This is a genomic window from Segatella copri (assembly GCF_026015465.1).
GTDB classification, from domain to species: domain Bacteria; phylum Bacteroidota; class Bacteroidia; order Bacteroidales; family Bacteroidaceae; genus Prevotella; species Prevotella copri_E.
Window position 1 is genome coordinate 123,622 of record NZ_JAPDUQ010000003.1, and the last position, 21,902, is coordinate 145,523.

Below are 21,902 nucleotides of genomic sequence, written 5' to 3' on the forward strand. Positions count from 1 at the left end.
GATAAAAACGGAGTTTTATTTTGTATTCTCTTTTATTTGGTGTATCTTTGTCGCAATGATGATGAAAAAGTCATCAGGACGGACAGTTGGATAATAAAGATAAATAATGACAATGAAACATGCTTTTTTGATAATGGCTCATGGCAGTTTACCGCTTCTCAGGGTATTGCTGTCGATGCTCGATGATGAGCGCAATGATATATTTCTGCATATCGACCGGAAATCGGATATGCTGGATGGTGCTGAACCGCTGGCTCTTTCCAAGGCACGCCTCTTTGTGTTGGAACAGAGGGTGGATGTGCGTTGGGGAAATCTGAGCCAGATTAAGGCGGAGTATGTGCTTTTCGAGGAGGCTTTGAAGCATGGACCTTATGCCTACTACCATCTGCTGAGTGGTCAGGATTTACCTATCAAATCGCAGGATTACATCCATCAGTTCTTTGAGGAGCATCAGGGTAAAGAGTTTGTGGGCATCAATCATGGTGAGGAATTTGAATGGGATTGCCGCCGGAAGATGATGCGTTATTGGCTATTTACCAGTCTTACCCGCTCGAAGTATGGGGCTTTGAATGCCATTACCAGGCGACTGAATAAATATCTTTCGATGCTGCTCATGCCGTTCCTGCATCGCCAGAAGATGGATTTTGCCAAGGGAGCCAACTGGGTGAGCATCACGCAGGCATGCGTGGAATATGTGGTGAGCAAGAAACCGTTTGTGCTGAAGAGATTCAATTATACCTTCTGCCCTGATGAGTTCTTCCTGCAGACCCTGGTATGGAATCATCCCGACTTTCGGGCTGCCCTGTATTCTGAAAAGGATGAATACGAAGGATGTATGCGACTTATCGACTGGAAACGCGGTAATCCATACGTCTGGACTATAGCAGACAAAGAGGAGCTGGAACAAAGCAACCGCCTCTTTGCCCGTAAGTTTGATATGGAGCATGAGGATATCATCCGCTGGATCAAGGCTTCTTATGGGGCTTTATCCTAACATATAGCCTACCAGCAGGTATCCGTTGCTGATCCACAGATAGAGGGTGATGGCGAGCATCAATCCTCTGAAGGCCCATTTCAGGTTCTTTCCTTTTACCTTGAGCGCCAGGAAGGCGATGGCGATAGGAAGGGCATACATATAGTGGGCAGTCATGATATATACCTCGTTGATACCGAAGCCCAAACCGATATGGAGGGCAGCATCCATCAGGAAGAATGTCAGGGTGAGCCAGAGAAACTTTGATTTTCTTCCGGCAAGGATGCCAAGTAAGAAAAGCACAACGATGCATGCCTCTACCACATAATTGACCGCAGACTGGTATTTCACGATAACCGGACGGTTGCGCAATACATCGCCCAGAAGGTTCTGCTGGTGCAGCATGATGCTTTCACCAAAGAAATTCTCGACCAGAGTTTGCGAGCGGGAGGTCGTCTTGTCGGTCCAGTTCATGAATTCGCCCTTGGCGATAGGTTTGCCCGTGTTCTTGTTCCATATCTGTTTATGGTCACGAACATATTTGGCATGCGCTTTATCCTTGATGATTTTCTTGACGGCAGCTTCTACCTTTGCCGAGTCTTTCACGCCAGTGCTGTCGCGGTATTGCTGGTAAATCTTGGCTGTGGCTTCCTTGTTTTTCTTCATCTTAGCCTCGTGTCTTGCCATCTCCTTAGGCCATACGAAGGTGCGGTATTCCCATCTGGCGAAAGCCCACATGAGTGCGGCAGGAAGGATGACTCCTATCAGGAAGTATTTGATACTGAAGAACTTTCTGCCATTGGTGAAAAGGGCGGCAAGATAGGTCTTCAGACCATTGTTGAGCGATACGCCCGCTGTAAATACAAAGAGCAGGATAGTCTGCCAGATGGTAAGTTGTCTGCCTTTCTTCATGCATACGCCTGTGATATACAGGGTACAGAGGAGTATGATCATCGACATGATGAAATGGTCGGGTACCATCGCTGAAACCATCACATAGGCAAAAGAAAAATAGAAGGCAGAGAGCAGATTGGCATCAAAGCGCTCTGTACCAATCACTTCTCTGAATATACGATAAAGGAAAATGAAAGAATAGAAGGCGCAGAACACCAGGATAGCTCCCACGACAAACTGAACGCAGTTGATGCCGGTAAGCATTATCAATCCTTGATTTATCTGATTCGGGATATACATGAAGAACGCCAGTAGCGGGTGGCGGTATACGTTATATTCTGTGTCCCAGTGAGATACGATGCTATAGGTAAGCGGGTCGAAACCTGCCACATGGAAGGTCTTGACAAAGAGTTTGTGATAATTATCGGTAATCTGCGAGAACTGACTGTAATATTTGATGACAGTCAGGGCATTGAGGGCACACGCTATGATGAGTGCGATGAGTGCTGAAACTCTTTCCTCTTTCTTGATTTTAAAAATATCGAATATCTTTTTCATATCTTTCTTTTATCGTGTTTTGGGAATCCCCTTATTTCTTCAGGAAGAACCTTACCAGGAGGAAGTTTACCGGGATGCAGATGCAGAGGGTGGGTATCATAGCCAGTTGTTTGGCTAGACCCAAGCCTACGAAGAGGTTGAGGCAAAGGGTCTGCATCGAGTAGTTGACGATGTGGGAGAGGGTGAATCCTGCTCCGCGCTTGGCATTCGCCTTTACCTTGAAGGTATAGCGGGTGCTGGCGATGAAATTGAAGATGAAACTCACTATGTAGGCGATGGTGTTGGCTGTGGTAGCCAGGCTGTGGTCGCCCATGCTGGGGATGAAATGGTCCAGTGCCGGCATCATAGCCAGGTAGATGACATATTGCAGTACCGTAGCCAGTCCGCCTACGATTCCGAATCTGATGACTTCGCCCAGCTTCTCTCGCTTGGCATCATCCATATTATTTATCTTGTTCTTGATATTCATGTTGCAAAAGTACTTCAAAATCTCCAAATTACCAAATATATCCTGGTATTATTTATCTCAGCATCTTTCCTTTTCCGAAGAGATAAGCCAGTCGGGTCTTCTCCATCATCTTGGCGATGCCGATGCTTCCGGCTATGGCGATGAAGATGGTAACGAGGGCAAAACAGATTTCGCTCCTGTCCCAGTTAAAGAGGGGATGATAGAACTTGGCTGCCATCGTAAAGATGGGGTGGAAGAGGTAGATGGGCAGCGTGTTGCGACCCATATATAATAAGGTGTCTTCTGTCTTTCGGACGCTGACATTATCCTGTAGGCGTTTGATGAGGCTGTGTATCCACATCAGGGATGAAATGCAGCACCAGCAGGAGAAGACGATGGCGAGAGTGCCCCAGTCATACCATTCTTCCAAGCCCAGCAAGTTGATCCAGAGCAGCAGGGCAACCGGTGAAGGACGGAAAATTCTGTCAAAGCCGATATGGCATTGTCTGAGTACCGCTCCGATGAAATAATAGGTGGCGGCACTGGGCGAAAGAGCGGGTGTCTTGGACAGGAGCAGGAGTAGGGTGGCGAAGATAAAGAGGCTTGTGGTGGTGCTCATCGTCGTTTTTCCCTGTCTGATGGCTCCCCAGGTTGCTCCCTTGAAACTGACGTAATAGAGAATGCCGCAGATAATCATGGTCTGGATGAACCAATAGGGACCGATGGAAGTAACGAATATCTTCTCACAAATCTGAGAGAGTGACAGTTCCGTGATGCCATCTCTCACTGGCATGAAATAGGAGAGGACAGAGAAACCGGTCACCATGATGACGTAAGGCAAAGCGAGACACATCAGGTATCTTCCCATCTCCTTTGAGCTTTTCTCAATATTCACGAGATAGCCAGTGATGATGAGGAAGGTAGGCATCATGAACGAGAGAATGCCTGCCTTGAGCTGGGGGTATGCGTTGCCGAAGCTCACGATATGAATCAATATCATGAGAATAATGAGTATGGCTCTTATCCAGTCGATGTCTGTATTTCTTTGTTTCATAACAAGTTAAAGTGTTGTAAGTCAGTAAGTTGGTATACTTAATACGGCATTTCGACGTACATGGGTACTTGGCAAGATGGTTCGCGACTCCGTTAGGCTTTCCTGTCTTCCGTTATGCGTTTCTAAATTCTGAAGGGCTTGTAATGTCCTTTGTTGGCGAAGGCGAGCATCTCCTTATCGCCTCGGCTGTCGCCAAATGCTTCTATCTCGTATTGCGCGCGGTCGAAAGATAATGAGAGGGTACCGTAGGCATTGGCGGAGGTGGTCAGTGCCTCGCAGATGCGGTGCACCTTTTCCTCGCCATAGCAGTTGTTGCTCTTGAACTTGCCGGTAAGTCTGCCGTCAATCACTTCTATCTGGGTACCTAAAACCCTGACTCCATCTAGGCCGCGAACTTTAAAGAACGGGCGGACCCAATTGTCGATGCTGGCACTCACGATGAAAACCTGAGCACCTGCAACCAGGGCTTCGTGTACCAGCGTGACACCTTTGGGGCGCAACAGATGCTGGTATTCTTCGGCAAAATCGCGGCAGAGCGCATCAAACTTCTCGATACGCATGCCGGCAAAAAGATGGGCAAAGATGAGTTGCTTCGCCTTCCAGTTGGGAAAGAGATGCAGCTTCATCAGTACCAGGAGCGGACTGTACATCAGGAAAACCATCAGAAACCGACCGGTACCCTTGGCATATCTGATGAATTCCAGTAGGGTATCGCTTGTTGTCAGCGTTCCGTCGAAATCGAAACAATATATTTTCTTCTTCATTTTCTTATACGATATAAATAAGGATCAGGAAGGAGAGCAACCAGGCGAGCACGATAAACTGTGTAATGCGGTCGCGCAGGATAATCTTCGTAGGGTCACCACTCTTCTGGTCTACCACGGCTATCTGGATGTATCTCAGCAAACCGACCAGCACAAAGACACTCGTAAGATAGAGATAATCAGTATGGAAATTATCAATCACCTCCGGACTCACCGTATACATGATGTAACATACCAGGGTTACGGAAGCCGTAATCGTGATAGCCTGGTTAATGAAGGTGAGGTTGTAGCGAATGGTATTCTTGCGGGGAGCCTCGCCCGTCTTCTCCATGCGCAGCACATCATCGCGGCGCTTGGCAAAACTCATGAAGAGGGTGATGAGGAAGGTCATCAGCACAATCCACTTACTGAGTACGATGCCCGTTGCTACACCACCTGCCAGCAGACGGAGTACGAAACCGAAAGCCACGATACACACATCGATGATGGCATATTGCTTGAATTTGGCGCAGTAGCCGAGATTCAGAAGCCAATAGAAGATGATGATTCCCATCGTCTCCCATGAGCCGAGCAGGCTGCATACACCCATAGAGAGGGCAAACATCAGGAACATCAGTCCGTATGCCTGCTTGATGCTGACCGCCCCCGATGCTATCGGACGATGGCACTTGACCGGGTGGCGGCGGTCGGCCTCCACATCAAAGATGTCGTTGAAACAATAGATGCTCGATGCGGCAAAACTGTAGGCGAAGAAAGTAATCAGACCCGCCAGCAGAGCATCTGTATGCAACAGGGCGCCGCCAAAGAACAGCGGTAAGAAGATAAAGCCATTCTTGATCCATTGTTTCGGGCGAACCAGTCGCAGCAGCGCAGCAAAACCTTTACTGTCTTCCAATTTATTCTCGTTCATAAAACTCCTATTTTTCTTAATAAATAAACTCCTTTTTACTTGATAAACTTAGCTAACTCTTTAGAAATCCATCCGGCTATCTTACTCAGAATCCATGCTGCAGGCAGGGTGATGCCTATGCAGATGAAGAAAGTAGGCCAATAGCCCAAGTGATGCGGCTCAATGTATTTCAGTACGAAGTGGATATGGAGCAGATAACACTCCAGGCTCAGCGCTCCCACAAACATGAACCCCTTGTTAAACCAGCCCGGTGTGCGGCGGAAGATGCGGTTCAGCAGCAGGATGCTGGTGATGGTGAGCGGGATATAGAGCATGCGTTCCAGAAAGAGCGGAAACATGCCATGCTTCTCCTGTTCCAGGAAGATGCTTGCCAGCAGCGTCATCAGGAACATGAGCCATATCATCCATATCGAAGCGCCGTCGAGCGTCTGTTTCTGTCTTACCATCTCACCCATGTTGATGCCGATGAAGAAGATAGGCACGCGGCTCCAGAAAATCTCCAGATGTCCTACAGCCTGATGTATCGGGGTGACATATTGTACCAGGATGCACCACATGATCATCACCACCGGCAGCCAGCGGTAGATAGGATGGCGCTTGATGAGTTCCATGTAGGCAGGGGCAAAGAGATAGAGCATCATCGTAGCCGGGATGTACCAGAAGTTGAGCTCATCATGCAGCCAGAACCCCCAGTTGATGGTTATCTCGCCAAAGAGATAGATCCAGTTCCAGGTGCTTCCGCCCTGGAAAGAAGGGATATAGAAGAGGCAGGCTATGATGAGCCAGGTAGGGTAGATGCGCAGATAACGACGGATGAAGAAATGCTTGACAGAAGGATTCTTCATCCACGAGAACCAGAGACCTATTCCGCTGAGAAAGAGGAACATGTCTACACCGACATTGCCCATTCTGCGAAGCCCGAAAAAGGCATCTTCTCTAGGCAATGCCACATGAAAGAGGATGATGAACAGCATGGCTGCTCCCATCAACTCGCCGCGAAACCGGCTGATATTCGCCAGTTCTATATCTTTAATCTTCCAATTCATGCTGGTATTTCTTTTTTGTTTATTATGGGGGACAGGCGATGGAATCGCCTGGAACGGGGGCGCGCTTGCTGCTTTCTTTCTTGCTGCTTGCTTCTTCTTCGTTCTTTCTTCCTTCTCCCTTTGTTCTTGCTTTTTCCTTTGTTCTTCCTTCTTCCTATTGAAGAGGGTTAGGGCTTCGGGTTTGGAATCTTCTTCATCAGTTGGGTGAAGAGCCATGCCAGGCAGATGCTCGATATGATGTAGAGGAGCAGACCGGCATAGATGTCGCCCTGACGGCTGATAGGGATGAATATCTTGCGGGTGATAGGGTGGCATACGAAGAGGGCGGCGGAGATGCTGCCCATCCACTCTAATGCCTTGTAAATGCCTGATAACCAGTTGATGTTCTGGAGCATGTCGGCTACCAATACGCTCAGCAGACAGAAGAAGAACGGCACGAAGGTCCAGCCAACCATGCTGCCGCTCAAACTGTAAATCAGCGAGATGCAGAAGATGCAGCCAAAGAAATTGGTGATAGGCGAATGGAAGGTCATCAGAATCTTCTCGCCATAGCGGGCATAGAGTATGCCCAAACCGAATGGCAGCATGCCGCCCATAAAGTTGTAGCGGTAGCGGTTCATCACTTCACTCTCTGGATTGTCAAAACCTAGGATGAGCTGGATGCCGATGCAGATGGCCATCAATCCTACGGTCCATCCCCAATGGCGGCGATAGAGCAACAGACGATAGACGATGTAAAGTTGTAGCATCAGACCGAAGAACCAGTACGGACCCGGCCAGATGATGTTATCCGGATTTGGCAATACATTGTTGAACATGCCCATCATCGCAACGATGTCGAGTGCTGCATAGTGGTGAGAGCCAGGCGTGATAAGGTCGAGCATCGTGAATGCCACGAAACCTACTATCATCATCTTGAAGAGTTTCAGATAGTGATAGCGGATAAAGTGGAGCGGTTCGCGCCAGTTGATGCTTCCTGTAAGCTTCTTGCCCGAGATGCTGTACATTCTGGTCTGCTGTTCGGTAGAGAGATGAGGTTTAGCCTCGTATTTCATCACCAGTCCGTAAGCACTCAGGAAGAGGAATACGGGCACACCATAATGACCGAAGAACGAGAGCAGGTGTACAGGCAGGTTGAGGTCCATGCTGGCCATTACCTGGTTCAGCCAGTCAACATTATGTTGAAAGTACTGATATTCGTTCTCCTTGACAATAGGTCCCAGCCAATGGCAGTAGTTATGCATGAAGATGCCGATGATGGCGAGTCCTCTCAGGGCATTGCATGCTTTTCTTGTTAATATCGATTGTCTCATTTCTTATCTCCTTTCTTCTTTTTTACCTTTTTACTTTCTTCCTTTTTTACCTTTTCCAGATGCGCATCACGAAGTTTGTCGTAATCGGCAGAGTTTTTGAGGATACGTGGTCGCATCTCGTCATATTTCGGACTCAGGATGTTATATTCCTCCTGGTAGGTAGGTGTCTCAATGCCAGCCAGATACAGCAGGAGATGAGGCAGGGCATCGGTCATGAAGCGCTTGTCCTTAGCCTTGCGTATCTGACGGTAGATATCGCGGTGGTTCCTGATATATTTTGGCGAACAGTATATCCAGAACGGAATTTCAAACTCATAGTGAGCCAGCGGCCAGTCGATTTCTGCAGAGTGGTTACGGCAGATGAAGCCACGGTTCTCTTCGTAGCATTCCTCGCCATGGTCGGGCACGTAGATGACGATGGCATCCTGCTTCTGGAACCGCTTCACAATCTGGGCTACGATAGAGTCGTTGTAGAGGGTGGCGTTATCGTAATGACTCAGCATCTTGCGCTGGGCATTGGTCAGTTCAGGGCGCTTGTCTTCATAACTACTTGCCCAGAAGCGGGCTTGCTTTGTGCGGTAGCGCTGCTTATAGTTTACATGCTGGCCCATCAGGTGGAAGATGGTGAGGTTGTGCTCCTTCTGGAAGTTCTTCAGACTGTCATCATAATCCTTCAGCAGTCCGTCGTCCAGATCGTGGAGCTGGGTGTTGCGATGGTCAAACTGGAGTTTGCTCAGTTCCGGGTTGTTCAGGAAGAAACCGCCGCTGAAGTCGTAAACCGCCTCCTTTGCCTGTGGCAGGAATTCGTTGGTGATGAAGGTTACGTTATAGCCTGCCTTGCGGAACACTTCAGGGAAGAGCGGATAGTCGCACCATTCGCCTTTCTCGCCTACCACATGGGTAGAGAGCATGTTCTTGAAAACGAAACTGGTCAGGTTCCAGCAGGTTACCACATCGGTAAACTTGGTGAGCTTGCGCGATTTCTCCAAGGCTACCTGCTGTGGAGTGGTATCCATAAAATAGCCGTACTGCTGGGAATGATGGCGGCCGAAGCTTTCGCCGATAATCAGTACGATGTTTGGCGAACGGTAGCTGCAGCTGTCAACCTTTACCTCGTGGGCAGCATGAATGAGTTGGGTAATCTGATGCGCAGCCAGCTGGTTGGCATAGATACTGAATTGGAGTCGGTAGATTGGCAGATAGAGTACAGCATGATCCTTCTCTGTCAGGATATGCTCTACTTCGCCTATAGTTCTACCATTCATGAGTTTATGGTAAGCCATCTTGTTGTGCCAGGAGGTGCAGCATCCTGCGATGAGGATGATGAGGCATAGGATTCCGAAGCTGGCAGGCATGGCTGCAGTCATGCGGGGGATAGCCATTAGCCGTTTTTTGACTGAAGCCAACTCCAGAACGGTAATGATGAAAACGTATAGCTTGATGAGTTGCTTGCGGAAGATGGCGATGAGAATCTGGATGAGAGCCAGAAGCAGGATCCAGCCCACACTACTGAAGAGAACCTCGGCAGAGATGAGGGCTGAGAGGAAACTGCTAGCCTCCGAACTGTTGGTCTCGCCCACCAGCATCAGCATAGAAGGGTTGAGCGTAGAGCCGAAATTCACGTAGCAATAGGTGTCGGCGGCAGCTGTACTATATAATATAAGGTATAGTACGGCACGCAGACCCCAGCGCACCTTCTTGGGGAAGATGGCGACAACGGCACACACCACATAGAGGTCGACAAAGAGTTCCAGGAACAGGTTGTCGTATAAAGTCCCCTTGGCAGGTGTAGTCACGATAGAACTGATCATGCCCAGCAGGTACATGAACACAAAGAAGTTGGCATTTCTGCGAATCGGCGCAGAAGCCACGTTCAGACACTTCTTAATGATTTCTTTCCAACTCATTTTTTGCTGTTTGTTGTTTAAATATGATTTAAAGCGGTTTCGGAGAGAGGAATGCCTAGAACTGCCTGTAGTTTCTGACAGCCAGTTGTTCGATGCATTCCGGCACCATTCCCCTGATGCTTTCCTCCTCTTTGATACGCTTTCTGATTTCCGTGCTGCTGATGTTGAGCAGTGGAGTTTCTACGATGGTAACGCCTTCAGGCACATTGCCAATGCTGGCTCCCTGACGCGGATAAACCACGATGGGATAGTGGGCTAGGATGTCGTCGTGGTGGTACCACTTGTCGAAAGCAGCCCAGTTGTCGCCACCAATCAGCAGGGTGAACTCGTTTTCCGGGTAATCCTTGCTAATGGCTTGCAGCGTGTGCCAGGTATAAGATGGCTTAGGCAGGCGGAACTCATAGTCGCATGCCTTCAGTAATGGCTCGTGCTCCAGCGCTTTCTCTACCATTTCCAGGCGCAGTTGGTCGTCGAGCAAGTCGGTAGCGGTCTTCTTGAATGGGTTCATGGGCGAAACCATGAACCACACCTCATCCAGGCAGGCCTTCTCGCAAAGACTTTTCGCCAATGCGATATGGCCCGTATGGATGGGATTGAAGCTACCGCCAAAGATTCCTACCTTCTTCATTTCTTACTCTGCGTCTAGGAAGGCCTTGACGAGCTGATAAACCTCCTGCTGAGCCTTCTCCAAGTCATCGTTTACAACCACGTGGTCAAACTGAGGGGCAAAGGTCAGCTCATAGCTTGCCTTGGCAAGGCGCTGCTCGATAACCTCAGGCGCATCAGTATTTCTGCCTACCAGACGACGGCGTAATTCCTCTACCGAAGGTGGCTGGACAAAGATGCTCAAGGCACGCTCGCCATAAAACTTCTTGATGTTTACACCACCCTTCACATCAACATCGAAAATCACCGACTCGCCCTTGGCAAGCTGGTTTTCTACCTGTGACTTCAGGGTGCCGTAGAATCTGTCCTGGTAAACCTCCTCATACTCCAGGAACTCGTCAGCCTTAATCTTAGCCTTGAATTCCTCTGGAGAGAGGAAGAAATACTCTACACCATTCTGTTCTGTACCGCGAGGAGCACGAGAGGTGCAGCTGATAGAGAAAGCCAACTTCAATTCAGGGTGCTCTTTCATCAGCCAGTTTACTATTGTGCTCTTACCGCTGCCCGATGGGGCGCTGAAAATTAACAATCCGTTCTTCATTTTACTTTGAACTTTGAATATTGAACTTTATGATTAGTAAAGCAAATGAATTCTTCACTTTTCACTCTTTGTTCCTCACTTAATTAAAGAGCATTCAGCACCTGCTCCTTGATCTGCTCCAGTTCGTCCTTCATCTTCACCACGATGTTCTGCATCTCAGCCTGATTGCTCTTAGAGCCGGTGGTGTTGATTTCGCGTCCCATTTCCTGTGCGATGAAACCGAGTTTCTTTCCTACACCATGACCTTCCTCATTCATAGTCTCGCGGAAATACTTCAGGTGGTTGGCAAGGCGCTGCTTCTCCTCGCTGATGTCGAGCTTCTCGATGTAGTAGATGAGTTCCTGCTCCAGACGGTTCTTGTCGTAATCCACATTCGGAATCTGCTGCAGACCGCTAACGATGTTCTGTCTGATCTTCTCCACGCGAGCCTTCTCGTATGGCTCGATGCTGGCAAGGAGAGTCTGGATGTTATCCACCTTCTCAGTAAATTTCTTCTGGAGAGCGGCTCCTTCCTGCTTGCGGAAGGCAACGAGATGGTTCACAGCCTCGCAAATTGCATTTTTTGCTACTTCCCATTCCTCATCGCTCAATTCTTCCACATCCGTCTTCGTTGTTACATCAGGAAGACGCAACAGAGTGCTGTACCAGTCGGTTGGCTCAGGAATGCCTGTTTCAGCCGAAATCTTCTTGATTTGCTGGTAATAATTCTGTACAAGCGCCGCATTGATAGGAGTGGCATCTGTGGTAGCATCCTTATCAATCCAGATGGCGAAGTCAACCTTGCCTCTTTCCAGATTCTTAGAGATATACTGGCGGATTTCCATCTCCTTCTCTCTATAGAGCGGAGCAATACGAGTAGAGAGGTCAAGCGTCTTGCTATTTAATGACTTTATCTCTACATTAATCTTCTTTGTTTTAAAGGCCGCGGTAGCTTTTCCGAAGCCTGTCATTGACTGTATCATATAATCTTTCGCGTTAAATTTCTGCAAAAGTACAAAAAAAAGCGAGAAAATGAGTATATTTGCACCTTATTTAAGAATATATTTTTAAATTATGTCGTGTATATTGAATATTGAGACGAGTACGGACGTGTGCTCAGTGGCAATTAGTGATAGTGGACAGGTGATTTTCAACCAGGAAGATCACACAGGTCCTAACCATGCTGTTAAGTTGGGTGTGTTTGTGGATGAGGCTCTTGATTTCCTCGATTCTCATGGTCTTCCGCTGGAGGCTGTGGCGGTAAGTTGTGGTCCGGGTTCCTATACCGGATTGCGTATCGGTGTGAGTATGGCGAAGGGCATCTGTTATGGTCGCGGTGTGAAACTCATCGCTGTTCCAACACTCGAACTGATGGCTGTGCCTGTATTGCTTGGCGAACATCCTGAGGAGGAAGACGCCCTCATCGTACCTATGCTCGACGCTCGCCGCATGGAGGTATATGCCGAAGTGCTCGACCGCGCCCTGAAGGTGGTTCGCCCTATTCAGGCTGATATTGTGGATGCTGATACCTACAAGGAATATCTGGACCAGCATCATGTATACTTCTTCGGAAATGGCGCTGCCAAGTGTATGGAGACCATCAACCATCCGAATGCTCACCTTGTAGAGGGCATTGAGCCTTTGGCAAAGAATATGGCTCCGCTGGCAGAGAAGCGTTTTGTAGAGGGCAAGTTCGAAGATGTGGCATATTTCGTGCCTTTCTATCTCAAGGATTTCGTGGCTAAGATGCCAAAGAAACTGCTCTAGAATTATTGATTATATAAAATATTGTAAGAATGAATATAGAAGGATTAGACTATAATACCCAGAGAGCTAAGCTCATCCTGCCTGAGTATGGCCGTGAGATTCAGCAGATGGTAGATCATTGTCTGACGCTTACCGACCGTGAAGAGCGCCAGCGTTGTGCAGAGACCATTATTGCAGTCATGGACCGTATGTTCCCTGAGAACAGAGGGGTAGAGGACCATGAGCAGAAACTCTGGGATCAGCTTGCCATCATGAGCAATTTCCAGCTCGACATCGATTTCCCTTATGATGTACCGGATGCTGTGAAGATAGCAACCAAGCCGGAGCCATTGCCATATCCTATGCAGCGCATCCCGGTGCGCCATTATGGAGCTATGCTCTTCGAGATTTTCGAAAAGCTGAAGACAATGGAACCAAGTGAGGAGCGCGACAAACTCGTGGAACTTACTGCCAACCAGATGCATCGCGACCTGGTAACCTGGAGCCATGGTTCCAGTGATGTAGCCAAGGTAGCTTCCGATCTGGCACGTTTTACCGATGGCAACATCCAGCTCGATCTCGATACTTTCGTTTTCGAGAAGATTGAGGCACAGCCTAAGAATGTAAATAATAATAAGAAGAAAAAGTAATCCACATTATTATATATAGTAGACAAGCTTATGGAGTCTTTCATCATAGAGGGCGGTCATCCGCTCAAAGGTACTATCACACCTCAGGGCGCCAAGAACGAGGCTCTGCAGGTTATCTGTACCTCAATCCTTACCGACGAGCCTGTGCGCATCAGCAACGTGCCGGACATTCTGGATGTGAACAATCTGATTAAGTTGCTCCAGGAGATAGGTGTCAAGGTAACCAAGCACAGTCGTCACGACTATACATTCCAAAGTGATGAGTTGAAACTCGATTATCTCGACAGTCTGGAGTTTGTGAAGAAATGTTCTTCTCTTCGTGGTAGTGTGCTCATGATAGGTCCGCTGCTCGGTAGATGTGGCAAGGCTACCATAGCTCAGCCTGGTGGCGATAAGATAGGTCGTCGCCGTCTGGATACCCACTTCCTGGGCTTCAAGTATCTGGACGCCAACTTCGTTCACGATGATGAGCGTAATGTTTATCAGATACAGGCAAAGAAGCTGAAGGGCTGCTATATGTTGCTCGATGAGGCTTCGGTTACCGGTACCGCCAATATCATCATGGCATCTGTATTGGCAAAGGGCACTACCACCATTTATAATGCAGCTTGCGAACCATATATCCAGCAGCTCTGCCATCTGCTCAATGCGATGGGTGCTCAGATCAGCGGCATCGCCAGCAATCTGCTCACCATCGTGGGTGTTGATAAACTGCATGGTGCCGAGCATCGCATCTTGCCTGATATGATTGAGGTAGGTTCGTTCATCGGCATGGCGGCAATGTGTGGCGAAGGTGTGCGCATCAAGAATGTGTCTGTCAGGGATTTGGGCGTTATTCCTGATGCATTCCGCCGCCTGGGAGTGAAGATAAAGATAGAGGATGATGACCTTGTGATTCCAGAACAGAAACATTATGTCATCGATTCATTTATTGACGGCACCATCATGACGCTTGCCGATGCCCCTTGGCCAGGACTCACTCCTGACCTTCTTTCCGTGCTCCTCGTAGTGGCTACCCAAGCTCGCGGCAGCGTTCTCTTCCATCAGAAGATGTTCGAGAGCCGCCTCTTCTTCGTGGATAAACTGATTGATATGGGTGCGCAGATTATTCTCTGTGACCCTCACCGTGCAGTGGTGGTTGGTCATGACCATAAGATCAAACTGCGTGCTGGCAGAATGACCAGTCCTGATATCCGTGCCGGTATTGCCCTGCTGATTGCTGCCATGAGTGCCAATGGTACCAGCCGCATTGCCAATATCGCCCAGATAGACCGTGGTTATGAGGATATCGAGCATCGCCTTAATGCGCTGGGTGCCAAGATAACCCGTGTCAGTGATTAATCAATGTTAAATGTTAAATGTTAAATGTTGAATGTTGAATGATTAGACGCGATGAAGTATATAAAATAGGCAAGTTGGGAAAACCTCATGGCGTGAAGGGCGAGATAACTTTCGCCATTACAGATGATGTTTTCGACCGTGTAGATGCCGAGTACCTGGTGCTCGATATCGATGGCATCCTTGTGCCTTTCTATTTAGAAGAATATCGTTTTAAGAACGATGAGAATGTGCTCGTGAAGTTTGAGGATATCGATACCCAAGAGCAGGCACGCAACTATACCGGTTGCGAGGTTTTCTTCCCACGTCATCTCTCTGACAGTGATGAAGAGAATATGAGCTGGGCAGAAATCATCGGTTTCCACCTGGTAGATGCCGTAAGCGGCAAGGTGGTAGGAACCATTGATCATGTAGACGATTCCACCCTCAATCTTCTTTTCGAGGTAACAACCGATGCAGGTGATGAAATCCTCATCCCTGCCAGCAACGACCTCATCGAAGAGGTGAGTGCTGAAAAGAAAGAAATCAGAATGGCGATTCCGGAAGGATTGCTCGACTTATAAAGTGAAGAGTGAAGAACGAAGAGTGAAGAATTCATTTGCTTTACTAATCATAAAGTTCTAAGTTCAAAGTTAATAATTTCAAAGTAAATGAAGAAACAACAGATATGTATTCTCGGTTCTACGGGAAGTATCGGTACACAGGCGCTTGATGTCATCGAGCAGCATAGTGACCTTTACGAGGTATATTGCCTCACCGCCAACAACCGAGTGCAGGAACTTGCCGAGCAGGCTCGCAAGTTCCATCCGGCTGCTGTGGTCATAGCCAATGAGGCTCGCTACGAGGAGCTGAAGGATATGCTCAGTGATGAGCCTGATATCAAGGTTTATGCCGGTGCTCAGGCGCTTTGCGATATCGTACAGGCTGAGCCTATCGATATGGTGCTGGCTTCCATGGTAGGCTTCTCGGGCCTGGAACCAACCATCCATGCCATCAAGACGCGTAAGAAGATATGTCTTGCCAACAAGGAAACGCTGGTGGTAGCGGGTGAACTGATTTGCAATCTTGCACAGGAGTATCATGTGCCTATCCTCCCTGTTGACAGCGAGCATAGTGCCATCTTCCAGAGTCTGGTGGGTGAGGGCGACAACGAGGTAGAGAAGATTCTTCTGACCTGTTCGGGTGGTCCTTTCCGTAAATATACCCACGAGCAGTTGGAGAAGGTGACTGCTGCCGATGCCCTCAAGCATCCTACCTGGGATATGGGCGCCAAGATAACCATCGATTCGGCTTCGCTCATGAACAAGGGCTTCGAGGTGACAGAAGCTAAATGGCTCTTCGGGGTTCCGGCTGACAAGATAGAGGTGCTTATCCATCCGCAGAGCGTTGTGCATAGTGCCGTTCAGTTTGTTGATGGAGCTGTCAAGGCTCAGTTGGGTGTACCAGATATGCGTCTGCCTATCCAGTATGCTTTCTCTTTTCCTCAGCGTCTGCATCTGAATGGCGATCGTCTTGACCTCTTCAAGACGCAGGATTTGCAGTTCTTCAAGCCTGACTATCAGAAGTTCAAGTGTCTGCAACTGGCTTTCAATGCCATCAGAAAGGGTGGTAATATGTCGTGTATCGTGAATGCAGCCAACGAGATAGTGAATGCCGGCTTCCGCAAAGGTGAGTGTGGCTTCCTTCAGATGGCTGATATCATCGAAGAGACGATGGCGAAGGCTACTTTTGACAGTAATCCCGACCTCGATGTCTATCTGCAGACCGATGCTGAGGCTCGCCGCATAGCTACAGAGCTGATGCACAAGTAATAATTAATAATGTAGAATTAATAATCAAAATGAGCGCAGAACGTAGGGCTAATCATAAAGTTCAAAGTTCCAAGTTCAAAGTTCAAAGTAAATAAATGGAAGTATTTTTGATTAAAGCGTTGCAGTTGATGCTGTCGCTTTCCATCTTAGTGTTGCTCCATGAGGGCGGACACTTCTTCTTCTCCAAACTCTTTGGTGTAAGAGTGGAGAAGTTCTATCTGTTCTTCGACCCTTGGTTCCATCTCTTCGAGTTCAAGCCAAAGAATTCGGATACTACCTATGGTTTGGGATGGTTGCCGCTCGGAGGATATTGTAAGATTTCGGGTATGATAGATGAAAGTTTCGATACCGAACAGATGAAACAGCCGGAACAGCCATACGAGTTTCGCAGCAAACCGGCATGGCAGCGCCTGCTCATCATGATAGGTGGCGTGCTGGTTAACTTCGTGCTGGCTCTCTTTATCTATTCCATGATTCTGTTCCATTGGGGCGATAATTATGTGGCTACCCGCGATATGAGTTATGGTATGAAGTTCAATACCGAGGCAAAGGCATTGGGTTTCCAGGACAAGGATATTCTGGTAAGCACCGATCTGGGTGAGTTCAAGACCTTTGATGGCGATCTGTATCGTAATCTCTCTGAGGCTAAGCAGGTCAATATCATCCGTCAGGGCAAACCGATGACGCTTAATCTGCCTGGTGATCTCAACATGCTCGATATGATTAAGAGCAGTCCTCGCTTCGTAGATGTGTATGTACCGCTGCAGATTGATAGTGTGATGAAGGATTCACCTGCCAGCAAACTCGGTTTGACAAAGGGTGATAAGATTCTTGCTATTAATAATAAAAAGGTAGTCTCTTTCAACGAATTTCAGATTGAATTGGGCAGAGTAGAGGATGTGCTTGCTTCGGCTGAAACGCCGCAGGATAGTGCCAGAGCACTTACAGCTCAGGTTACTTATCTCAAGGCTTCTGGCGATACCGTCAAGTCGAGTGTTCTCCTGAAGTCTACCGAAGAGGGTGTGAAGTTTGGTTTCTACAATCATCCTGTCATGCTCGATTATAAGATTACTCATGTCAACTATGGCTTCTTCGAGAGTTTCCCTGCCGGCATCAAATACGGCTGGAATGTCTTGGCCGGTTATGTGGGCGATATGAAGTATGTCTTCTCTAAGGAAGGCGCCAAGAGCCTAGGTGGCTTCGGTGCGCTGGGCAGTCTCTTCCCATCTGTATGGGATTGGCATGCATTCTGGCTTATGACAGCGTTCCTGAGTATCATTCTTGCCTTCATGAACATTCTTCCTATCCCTGCTCTTGATGGTGGACATGTGTTCTTCCTTCTCTATGAGATTATCACAGGTCGCAAACCGGGCGATAAGTTCATGGAGCGTGCTGAGTATATTGGTTTCGGCATACTGATTCTTCTGCTTGTCGTTGCCAATCTGAACGATGTATTGCGACTCTTCGGCATCTTGTAATGCCGGGGAATCGCGAAAATAAAGGTCTAAAAAAGAGGGTGTGTCATAAATTAATGACACACCCTCCTTTTTTTTGAGTTTATTCTTTTATACGTATTATACGTATCTGATAATCTGTCCTACACTAACCTTCTTGTCTTTGCGGTAGCCGTTGAGTCTGCAGATTTGCTCGACAGTTACGCCACGCTTTTCGGCGATAGAATTAAGCGTTTCGCCTGGCTTCACCTTGTGGTAGAGCTTCTCGTGGCCAGCAGGCAGTTCGTTGTATCTTCCCACTTCGCCGCCGTTAACCTGCTCTCTGGTGTAACCACCGTTGCCAACCTTGCCGCGGGCAGCATTGGCATCAGCTGATTCGCTTTCGTAGGTATCACGGTTAAAGCTGTAGAAGTCGCCTGTAACGTCCTGGTTGCGGAAGTCGAAGAAGAGTGCCGGGTTCAGAGCCACACCACAGAGACGGGTCTCAAAGTGGAGATGCGAACCGGTACTTCTACCCGTGTTACCACCCAAGCCAATCACATCGCCGGCTCTTACCTCTTCGCCCTCAGTAACGAGCTGCTTAGAGAGGTGACCATAGATGGTCTCCAAACCATTATAGTGACGAATCACGATGTACTTACCGTAACCACCACCTTCATATCTTACGATGCGAACTTTGCCTGAAAAGGCTGAGCGGATTGAGTCGCCAATATAAACCTTGATGTCCATACCTTTATGTTGGCGGCCAAAGCTAGCACGGTAACCGAAGTTACTTGTGACAACGCGACTAGGAGTTGGCATGCAGAAATGACGGAGATCGATGCGGAAGTGCTCAGGTAAGGTTGTAGCCCTGTGAGCGTACTTGTTAGAGAAATCCTCATACAGCTCGGCTGCAGGGTTTTCTCTATCTTCAATCATTCGATAATGCGACACAGCGAGTGTGTCGAGCGATTTCATTCTGTGGTCTACAGGTGCCTGTCTTGCCAACAGGTCTTGTCCGCAAACGGGAGAAGCTGTTAGCGCCAACAATGCAACGACCGAAATTTTCTTTATACTCTTTTTAAAACTCATACTACTTTTTCTATTTTCTTTTTTAGGTTCGTGTCAACAGCGCAGAATCATACAAGAAATTCTGCAAAAACCACTAAGGCAAATGCCTTCATGTAGCGGTTTTGTTATATAGACGTTGCAAATATAACAAAAAAACTTCAAAAAACCAAAGTTGTTAAAGCCAAACGGGCGATATTTAACGCCCTAGCCTTATTTTTAACTTACATTAGGAAAATAAGATGCAAGGAGTTGACTTTTAGTACGTTTCATGCTTTTGTAGCATTCTCAACAGAGCCACGGCAGGAGAATGCCCCATGAAAATATACTTTTTTACTTCCGGACTGGTGAATCGGAGGCATTCCTGATAAGCGCGGTAGAGGTCGTTGAGATTGATGGTAAATTCCTTACCCGATGACTCTCTGATACCGATAATCATCTTTGCCGTGACATGCAGTTTGACGTATCTGATGCCTGTTGCGCTTTCTATTTCTGTAATGTTTTCGAGAATGGCTCTCATTTCTTCCAGGGTTATTTCTGGTCGCGGCTCTCTGATAGCCGGCTTTCTTCTTCTATCCATTGCTTTTTACTTTGAACTTTGAGCATTGAACTTTATGATTACTTCTAACTGTAAACTTTTAACTATTAACTTTAACTGATGGCTGCCCAGTTGATATGGGTTTTCTTCAAATCCCTGAGGCGGTTCCAGAGCAGGGCGTTGTGAGGAGCATTGCATTCGGGATCGTTGTCGATGATTTCCTGTGCTTCTGTGCGCGCCAGTTGTACCAGCTGACCGTCTCTGGCAATATTCGCTATCTTCAGGTCGAAAGCCATGCCGCTCTGCTGCGTTCCCTCCAGGTCGCCGGGACCACGGAGTTTCAAGTCGGCCTCGGCGATACGGAAACCGTCGTTCGTATCGCACATGATATCAATACGTTTGCGGGTTTCTTCAGAAAGCTTATAGTTGGTTACCAGAATGCAGTAGCTCTGGTCGCAGCCTCTTCCTACACGGCCTCGCAGCTGGTGCAACTGGGAGAGACCGAAGCGCTGTGCATCTAGGATAACCATCACAGAAGCATTGGGCACATTTACACCAACTTCTATTACGGTAGTGGCAACGAGAATCTGTGTTTCGCCCTTCACAAACAGTTCCATTTCTACCTCCTTCTCGGCAGATTTCATTTTTCCGTGTATCTTGCTCAGTCTGAACTCCGGGAATGCCTGTTTCAGCGTTTCGTAACCTTCTTCCAGGTTCTTCAGGTCGCTCTTCTCGCTTTCCTTGATCAACGGAAAGACGATATATACCTGTCTGCCGAGATTAATCTGGCGGCGGATGCTCTGATAGAGACTGGTGAGTTGGGTATCAAACTTATGTAGCGTCTGTATCGGTTTTCTGCCCGGTGGCAGTTCATCAATCACGCTCACGTCCAGGTCACCATAAATGGTCATGGCGAGGGTGCGGGGGATAGGAGTGGCGGTCATCACGAGGATATGAGGCGGATTCTCGCTCTTGTTCCACAGCTTGGCTCTCTGCGCCACACCGAAGCGATGTTGCTCATCGATGACGGCTACGCCTAATCTTCTGAAAACCACCGGGTCTTCGAGGATGGCATGGGTGCCCACCAGAATCTGGATGTCGCCCGTAGCCAGATCGGCAAGAATCTTTTCTCTCTTCTTCCCCTTTACGATGCCTGTGAGCAGTTCTACCCGGATATTCATTCCCTGCAGGAAGTCGCAGATAGTTTGCAGATGCTGCTCGGCAAGAATTTCGGTAGGTGCCATCATACATGCCTGATAACCGTTATCCAGCGCAATGAGCATGGTCATGAGTGCCACGAGCGTCTTGCCTGAACCTACATCACCCTGCAGAAGACGGTTCATCTGTCTGCCGCTGCACATATCGGCTCTGATTTCATGCATCACCCGTTTCTGGGCCCCTGTCAGTTCGAAGTGCAGATGATGGGCATAGAACCCGTTGAAGATATCGGCGATGCGGTTGAAGACATATCCCCTGAACTTGCGTCGCTGGTCGGTGGCATACCTTAATATATTAAGCTGCACATAGAAGAGTTCCTCAAATTTAAGGCGTACCTGTGCTTTCTGCATCTCCTGATGGGAATGCGGATAATGAATCATGCGGATGGCTGCATCGCGTGAAACCAGATGCAGACGGTCTACGATATGGTTTGGCAGCGTTTCGGGAAGTGGAGGAAGGATGGTGACCAGCTGCTTGGTCATCTTCTCTATGGAACGTGAGGTGTAGCCGCGTTTTCTCAGGTTCTCGGTAAGCGAGTAGTAGGGCTGCATGCCCATCTCTGAAATCTGGAGATTGGTGGCATCGTCCATATCGGGATGGGTAAACTGGAATCTGCCGTTGAAGACGGTTGGCTTTCCGAAAACGAGATATTCGGTTCCCACACGGTAAGTCTTCATGATGTATTGGGCACCGCGATACCAGATGAGGTCAGCCACACCGTAGCCGTCTGAGAAATGGGCTACCAGCAGCTTGTTGCGCTTGCCGGTATCTATCTCATCGTAGCTGAGTATCTTGCCTTTGAGCTGTACAAAGGGCATGTCGGCATTGAGTTCGCTGATGTGGAAAACCTTGGAGCGGTCTACATATTTATATGGATAGTATTCCAGCAGGTCACTATAAGAGTTGATGCCGAGCTCCTTGCTCAGTATCTCTTTCTTCTTGGGTCCTACCCCTGGCAGGAACATGATGTCTTGGTCTAAAATACTATTCATAATGATGCAAAAGTACAACATTATGGCAAAACAGCCAAAATGTTTAACTCTTTTT

At 48.1% G+C, this 21,902-nt stretch carries 21 protein-coding genes; 7 read left to right on the forward strand and 14 right to left on the reverse strand.

Annotated features, from left to right (window positions below; all coding sequences use genetic code 11):
- The first annotated feature begins 112 nt into the window (after nucleotides 1–112).
- Nucleotides 113–994: a beta-1,6-N-acetylglucosaminyltransferase gene (locus ONT08_RS11720; protein WP_264960008.1), complete on the forward strand. Its 882-nt coding sequence runs from the start codon at nucleotides 113–115 to the stop codon at nucleotides 992–994.
- Here the strand turns inward: ONT08_RS11720 and ONT08_RS11725 are convergent.
- The 11 genes from ONT08_RS11725 to ONT08_RS11775 form a co-directional block, all read right to left on the reverse strand.
- A complete protein-coding gene (locus tag ONT08_RS11725; protein ID WP_264960009.1) occupies nucleotides 986–2,425 on the reverse strand; it encodes a DUF6080 domain-containing protein in 1,440 nt (479 codons plus the stop codon). The genes ONT08_RS11720 and ONT08_RS11725 overlap by 9 nt on opposite strands.
- A 31-nt stretch (nucleotides 2,426–2,456) precedes the next feature.
- Nucleotides 2,457–2,894: a GtrA family protein gene (locus ONT08_RS11730; RefSeq protein WP_181976390.1), complete on the reverse strand. Its 438-nt coding sequence runs from the start codon at nucleotides 2,892–2,894 to the stop codon at nucleotides 2,457–2,459.
- Nucleotides 2,895–2,946: 52 nt separating this feature from the next.
- On the reverse strand, nucleotides 2,947–3,927 hold the full coding sequence (locus ONT08_RS11735; protein WP_264960010.1) for an acyltransferase family protein: 981 nt from the start codon (nucleotides 3,925–3,927) through the stop codon (nucleotides 2,947–2,949).
- A gap of 122 nt (nucleotides 3,928–4,049) precedes the next feature.
- Complete coding sequence (locus tag ONT08_RS11740) at nucleotides 4,050–4,691, reverse strand: haloacid dehalogenase-like hydrolase (RefSeq protein WP_117586422.1); 642 nt, start codon at nucleotides 4,689–4,691, stop codon at nucleotides 4,050–4,052.
- A 4-nt stretch (nucleotides 4,692–4,695) separates the two neighbouring features.
- A complete protein-coding gene (locus tag ONT08_RS11745) occupies nucleotides 4,696–5,601 on the reverse strand; it encodes a decaprenyl-phosphate phosphoribosyltransferase (protein ID WP_117691883.1) in 906 nt (301 codons plus the stop codon).
- 35 nt (nucleotides 5,602–5,636) lie between these two features.
- On the reverse strand, nucleotides 5,637–6,647 hold the full coding sequence (locus tag ONT08_RS11750) for an acyltransferase family protein (protein ID WP_117586439.1): 1,011 nt from the start codon (nucleotides 6,645–6,647) through the stop codon (nucleotides 5,637–5,639).
- A 167-nt stretch (nucleotides 6,648–6,814) separates the two neighbouring features.
- On the reverse strand, nucleotides 6,815–7,960 hold the full coding sequence (locus ONT08_RS11755) for an acyltransferase family protein (protein WP_118200266.1): 1,146 nt from the start codon (nucleotides 7,958–7,960) through the stop codon (nucleotides 6,815–6,817).
- Nucleotides 7,957–9,867 (reverse strand): phosphoethanolamine transferase, encoded by a 1,911-nt coding sequence (locus ONT08_RS11760; RefSeq protein WP_117586419.1) that lies wholly within the window; start codon nucleotides 9,865–9,867, stop codon nucleotides 7,957–7,959. Before ONT08_RS11760 ends, ONT08_RS11755 begins: the two co-directional genes overlap by 4 nt.
- A gap of 55 nt (nucleotides 9,868–9,922) precedes the next feature.
- On the reverse strand, nucleotides 9,923–10,495 hold the full coding sequence (nadD, locus tag ONT08_RS11765; protein ID WP_117691890.1) for a nicotinate (nicotinamide) nucleotide adenylyltransferase: 573 nt from the start codon (nucleotides 10,493–10,495) through the stop codon (nucleotides 9,923–9,925).
- Nucleotides 10,496–10,498: 3 nt separating this feature from the next.
- Nucleotides 10,499–11,074 carry a guanylate kinase gene (gmk, locus tag ONT08_RS11770; protein ID WP_117691891.1) on the reverse strand — a complete coding sequence of 192 codons (576 nt, stop codon included), beginning with the start codon at nucleotides 11,072–11,074 and terminating at the stop codon, nucleotides 10,499–10,501.
- Nucleotides 11,075–11,157: 83 nt separating this feature from the next.
- Nucleotides 11,158–12,036, reverse strand: a complete 879-nt coding sequence (locus ONT08_RS11775) for a YicC/YloC family endoribonuclease (protein WP_117586418.1) — start codon at nucleotides 12,034–12,036, stop codon at nucleotides 11,158–11,160.
- Nucleotides 12,037–12,127: 91 nt separating this feature from the next.
- Between ONT08_RS11775 and tsaB the strand changes: the two genes are divergently transcribed.
- From tsaB to rseP, 6 genes are all read left to right on the forward strand, one after another.
- Entirely contained in the window at nucleotides 12,128–12,820 is a 693-nt protein-coding gene (tsaB, locus tag ONT08_RS11780; RefSeq protein WP_040553267.1) for a tRNA (adenosine(37)-N6)-threonylcarbamoyltransferase complex dimerization subunit type 1 TsaB, read from the forward strand.
- 29 nt (nucleotides 12,821–12,849) lie between these two features.
- Complete coding sequence (locus ONT08_RS11785) at nucleotides 12,850–13,449, forward strand: DUF4290 domain-containing protein (protein WP_117586417.1); 600 nt, start codon at nucleotides 12,850–12,852, stop codon at nucleotides 13,447–13,449.
- A 30-nt stretch (nucleotides 13,450–13,479) separates the two neighbouring features.
- Nucleotides 13,480–14,790, forward strand: a complete 1,311-nt coding sequence (gene murA, locus ONT08_RS11790) for a UDP-N-acetylglucosamine 1-carboxyvinyltransferase (RefSeq protein ID WP_264960011.1) — start codon at nucleotides 13,480–13,482, stop codon at nucleotides 14,788–14,790.
- A 38-nt stretch (nucleotides 14,791–14,828) separates the two neighbouring features.
- Nucleotides 14,829–15,350, forward strand: coding sequence for a ribosome maturation factor RimM (gene rimM / locus ONT08_RS11795; RefSeq protein WP_117586415.1), 522 nt, complete (start codon nucleotides 14,829–14,831; stop codon nucleotides 15,348–15,350).
- 87 nt (nucleotides 15,351–15,437) lie between these two features.
- Nucleotides 15,438–16,598, forward strand: a complete 1,161-nt coding sequence (locus ONT08_RS11800) for a 1-deoxy-D-xylulose-5-phosphate reductoisomerase (protein ID WP_117586414.1) — start codon at nucleotides 15,438–15,440, stop codon at nucleotides 16,596–16,598.
- 95 nt (nucleotides 16,599–16,693) lie between these two features.
- Nucleotides 16,694–18,076 (forward strand): RIP metalloprotease RseP, encoded by a 1,383-nt coding sequence (gene rseP / locus ONT08_RS11805; protein WP_117691900.1) that lies wholly within the window; start codon nucleotides 16,694–16,696, stop codon nucleotides 18,074–18,076.
- A 96-nt stretch (nucleotides 18,077–18,172) separates the two neighbouring features.
- On the opposite strand, the gene ONT08_RS11810 is transcribed toward rseP, so the two are convergent.
- The 3 genes from ONT08_RS11810 to recG all read right to left on the reverse strand — a co-directional run bounded on the left by ONT08_RS11810 (nucleotide 18,173) and on the right by recG (nucleotide 21,847).
- Nucleotides 18,173–19,123, reverse strand: coding sequence for a peptidoglycan DD-metalloendopeptidase family protein (locus ONT08_RS11810; protein WP_118200421.1), 951 nt, complete (start codon nucleotides 19,121–19,123; stop codon nucleotides 18,173–18,175).
- Nucleotides 19,124–19,358: 235 nt separating this feature from the next.
- Entirely contained in the window at nucleotides 19,359–19,679 is a 321-nt protein-coding gene (locus ONT08_RS11815) for a hypothetical protein (protein WP_006847964.1), read from the reverse strand.
- 71 nt (nucleotides 19,680–19,750) lie between these two features.
- The gene (gene recG / locus ONT08_RS11820; protein ID WP_264960012.1) at nucleotides 19,751–21,847 is read right to left on the reverse strand and encodes an ATP-dependent DNA helicase RecG; all 2,097 of its coding nucleotides are present in this window, start codon (nucleotides 21,845–21,847) and stop codon (nucleotides 19,751–19,753) included.
- Nucleotides 21,848–21,902: the final 55 nt, after the last annotated feature.

Excerpts from the sequence above, each read along its gene's own strand:
- recG (WP_264960012.1), bottom strand. The coding sequence starts at position 21,847 with ATGAATAGTATTTTAGACCAAGACATCATGTTCCTGCCAGGGGTAGGA.
- ONT08_RS11785 (WP_117586417.1), top strand. The coding sequence starts at position 12,850 with ATGAATATAGAAGGATTAGACTATAATACCCAGAGAGCTAAGCTCATC.
- ONT08_RS11740 (WP_117586422.1), bottom strand. The coding sequence starts at position 4,691 with ATGAAGAAGAAAATATATTGTTTCGATTTCGACGGAACGCTGACAACA.
- murA (WP_264960011.1), top strand. The coding sequence starts at position 13,480 with ATGGAGTCTTTCATCATAGAGGGCGGTCATCCGCTCAAAGGTACTATC.
- ONT08_RS11775 (WP_117586418.1), bottom strand. The coding sequence starts at position 12,036 with ATGATACAGTCAATGACAGGCTTCGGAAAAGCTACCGCGGCCTTTAAA.
- ONT08_RS11760 (WP_117586419.1), bottom strand. The coding sequence starts at position 9,867 with ATGAGTTGGAAAGAAATCATTAAGAAGTGTCTGAACGTGGCTTCTGCG.
- gmk (WP_117691891.1), bottom strand. The coding sequence starts at position 11,074 with ATGAAGAACGGATTGTTAATTTTCAGCGCCCCATCGGGCAGCGGTAAG.
- ONT08_RS11730 (WP_181976390.1), bottom strand. The coding sequence starts at position 2,894 with ATGAATATCAAGAACAAGATAAATAATATGGATGATGCCAAGCGAGAG.
- ONT08_RS11810 (WP_118200421.1), bottom strand. The coding sequence starts at position 19,123 with ATGAGTTTTAAAAAGAGTATAAAGAAAATTTCGGTCGTTGCATTGTTG.
- ONT08_RS11720 (WP_264960008.1), top strand. The coding sequence starts at position 113 with ATGAAACATGCTTTTTTGATAATGGCTCATGGCAGTTTACCGCTTCTC.
- ONT08_RS11725 (WP_264960009.1), bottom strand. The coding sequence starts at position 2,425 with ATGAAAAAGATATTCGATATTTTTAAAATCAAGAAAGAGGAAAGAGTT.
- nadD (WP_117691890.1), bottom strand. The coding sequence starts at position 10,495 with ATGAAGAAGGTAGGAATCTTTGGCGGTAGCTTCAATCCCATCCATACG.
- ONT08_RS11800 (WP_117586414.1), top strand. The coding sequence starts at position 15,438 with ATGAAGAAACAACAGATATGTATTCTCGGTTCTACGGGAAGTATCGGT.
- ONT08_RS11755 (WP_118200266.1), bottom strand. The coding sequence starts at position 7,960 with ATGAGACAATCGATATTAACAAGAAAAGCATGCAATGCCCTGAGAGGA.
- rseP (WP_117691900.1), top strand. The coding sequence starts at position 16,694 with ATGGAAGTATTTTTGATTAAAGCGTTGCAGTTGATGCTGTCGCTTTCC.
- ONT08_RS11745 (WP_117691883.1), bottom strand. The coding sequence starts at position 5,601 with ATGAACGAGAATAAATTGGAAGACAGTAAAGGTTTTGCTGCGCTGCTG.
- ONT08_RS11815 (WP_006847964.1), bottom strand. The coding sequence starts at position 19,679 with ATGGATAGAAGAAGAAAGCCGGCTATCAGAGAGCCGCGACCAGAAATA.
- rimM (WP_117586415.1), top strand. The coding sequence starts at position 14,829 with ATGATTAGACGCGATGAAGTATATAAAATAGGCAAGTTGGGAAAACCT.
- ONT08_RS11750 (WP_117586439.1), bottom strand. The coding sequence starts at position 6,647 with ATGAATTGGAAGATTAAAGATATAGAACTGGCGAATATCAGCCGGTTT.
- tsaB (WP_040553267.1), top strand. The coding sequence starts at position 12,128 with ATGTCGTGTATATTGAATATTGAGACGAGTACGGACGTGTGCTCAGTG.
- ONT08_RS11735 (WP_264960010.1), bottom strand. The coding sequence starts at position 3,927 with ATGAAACAAAGAAATACAGACATCGACTGGATAAGAGCCATACTCATT.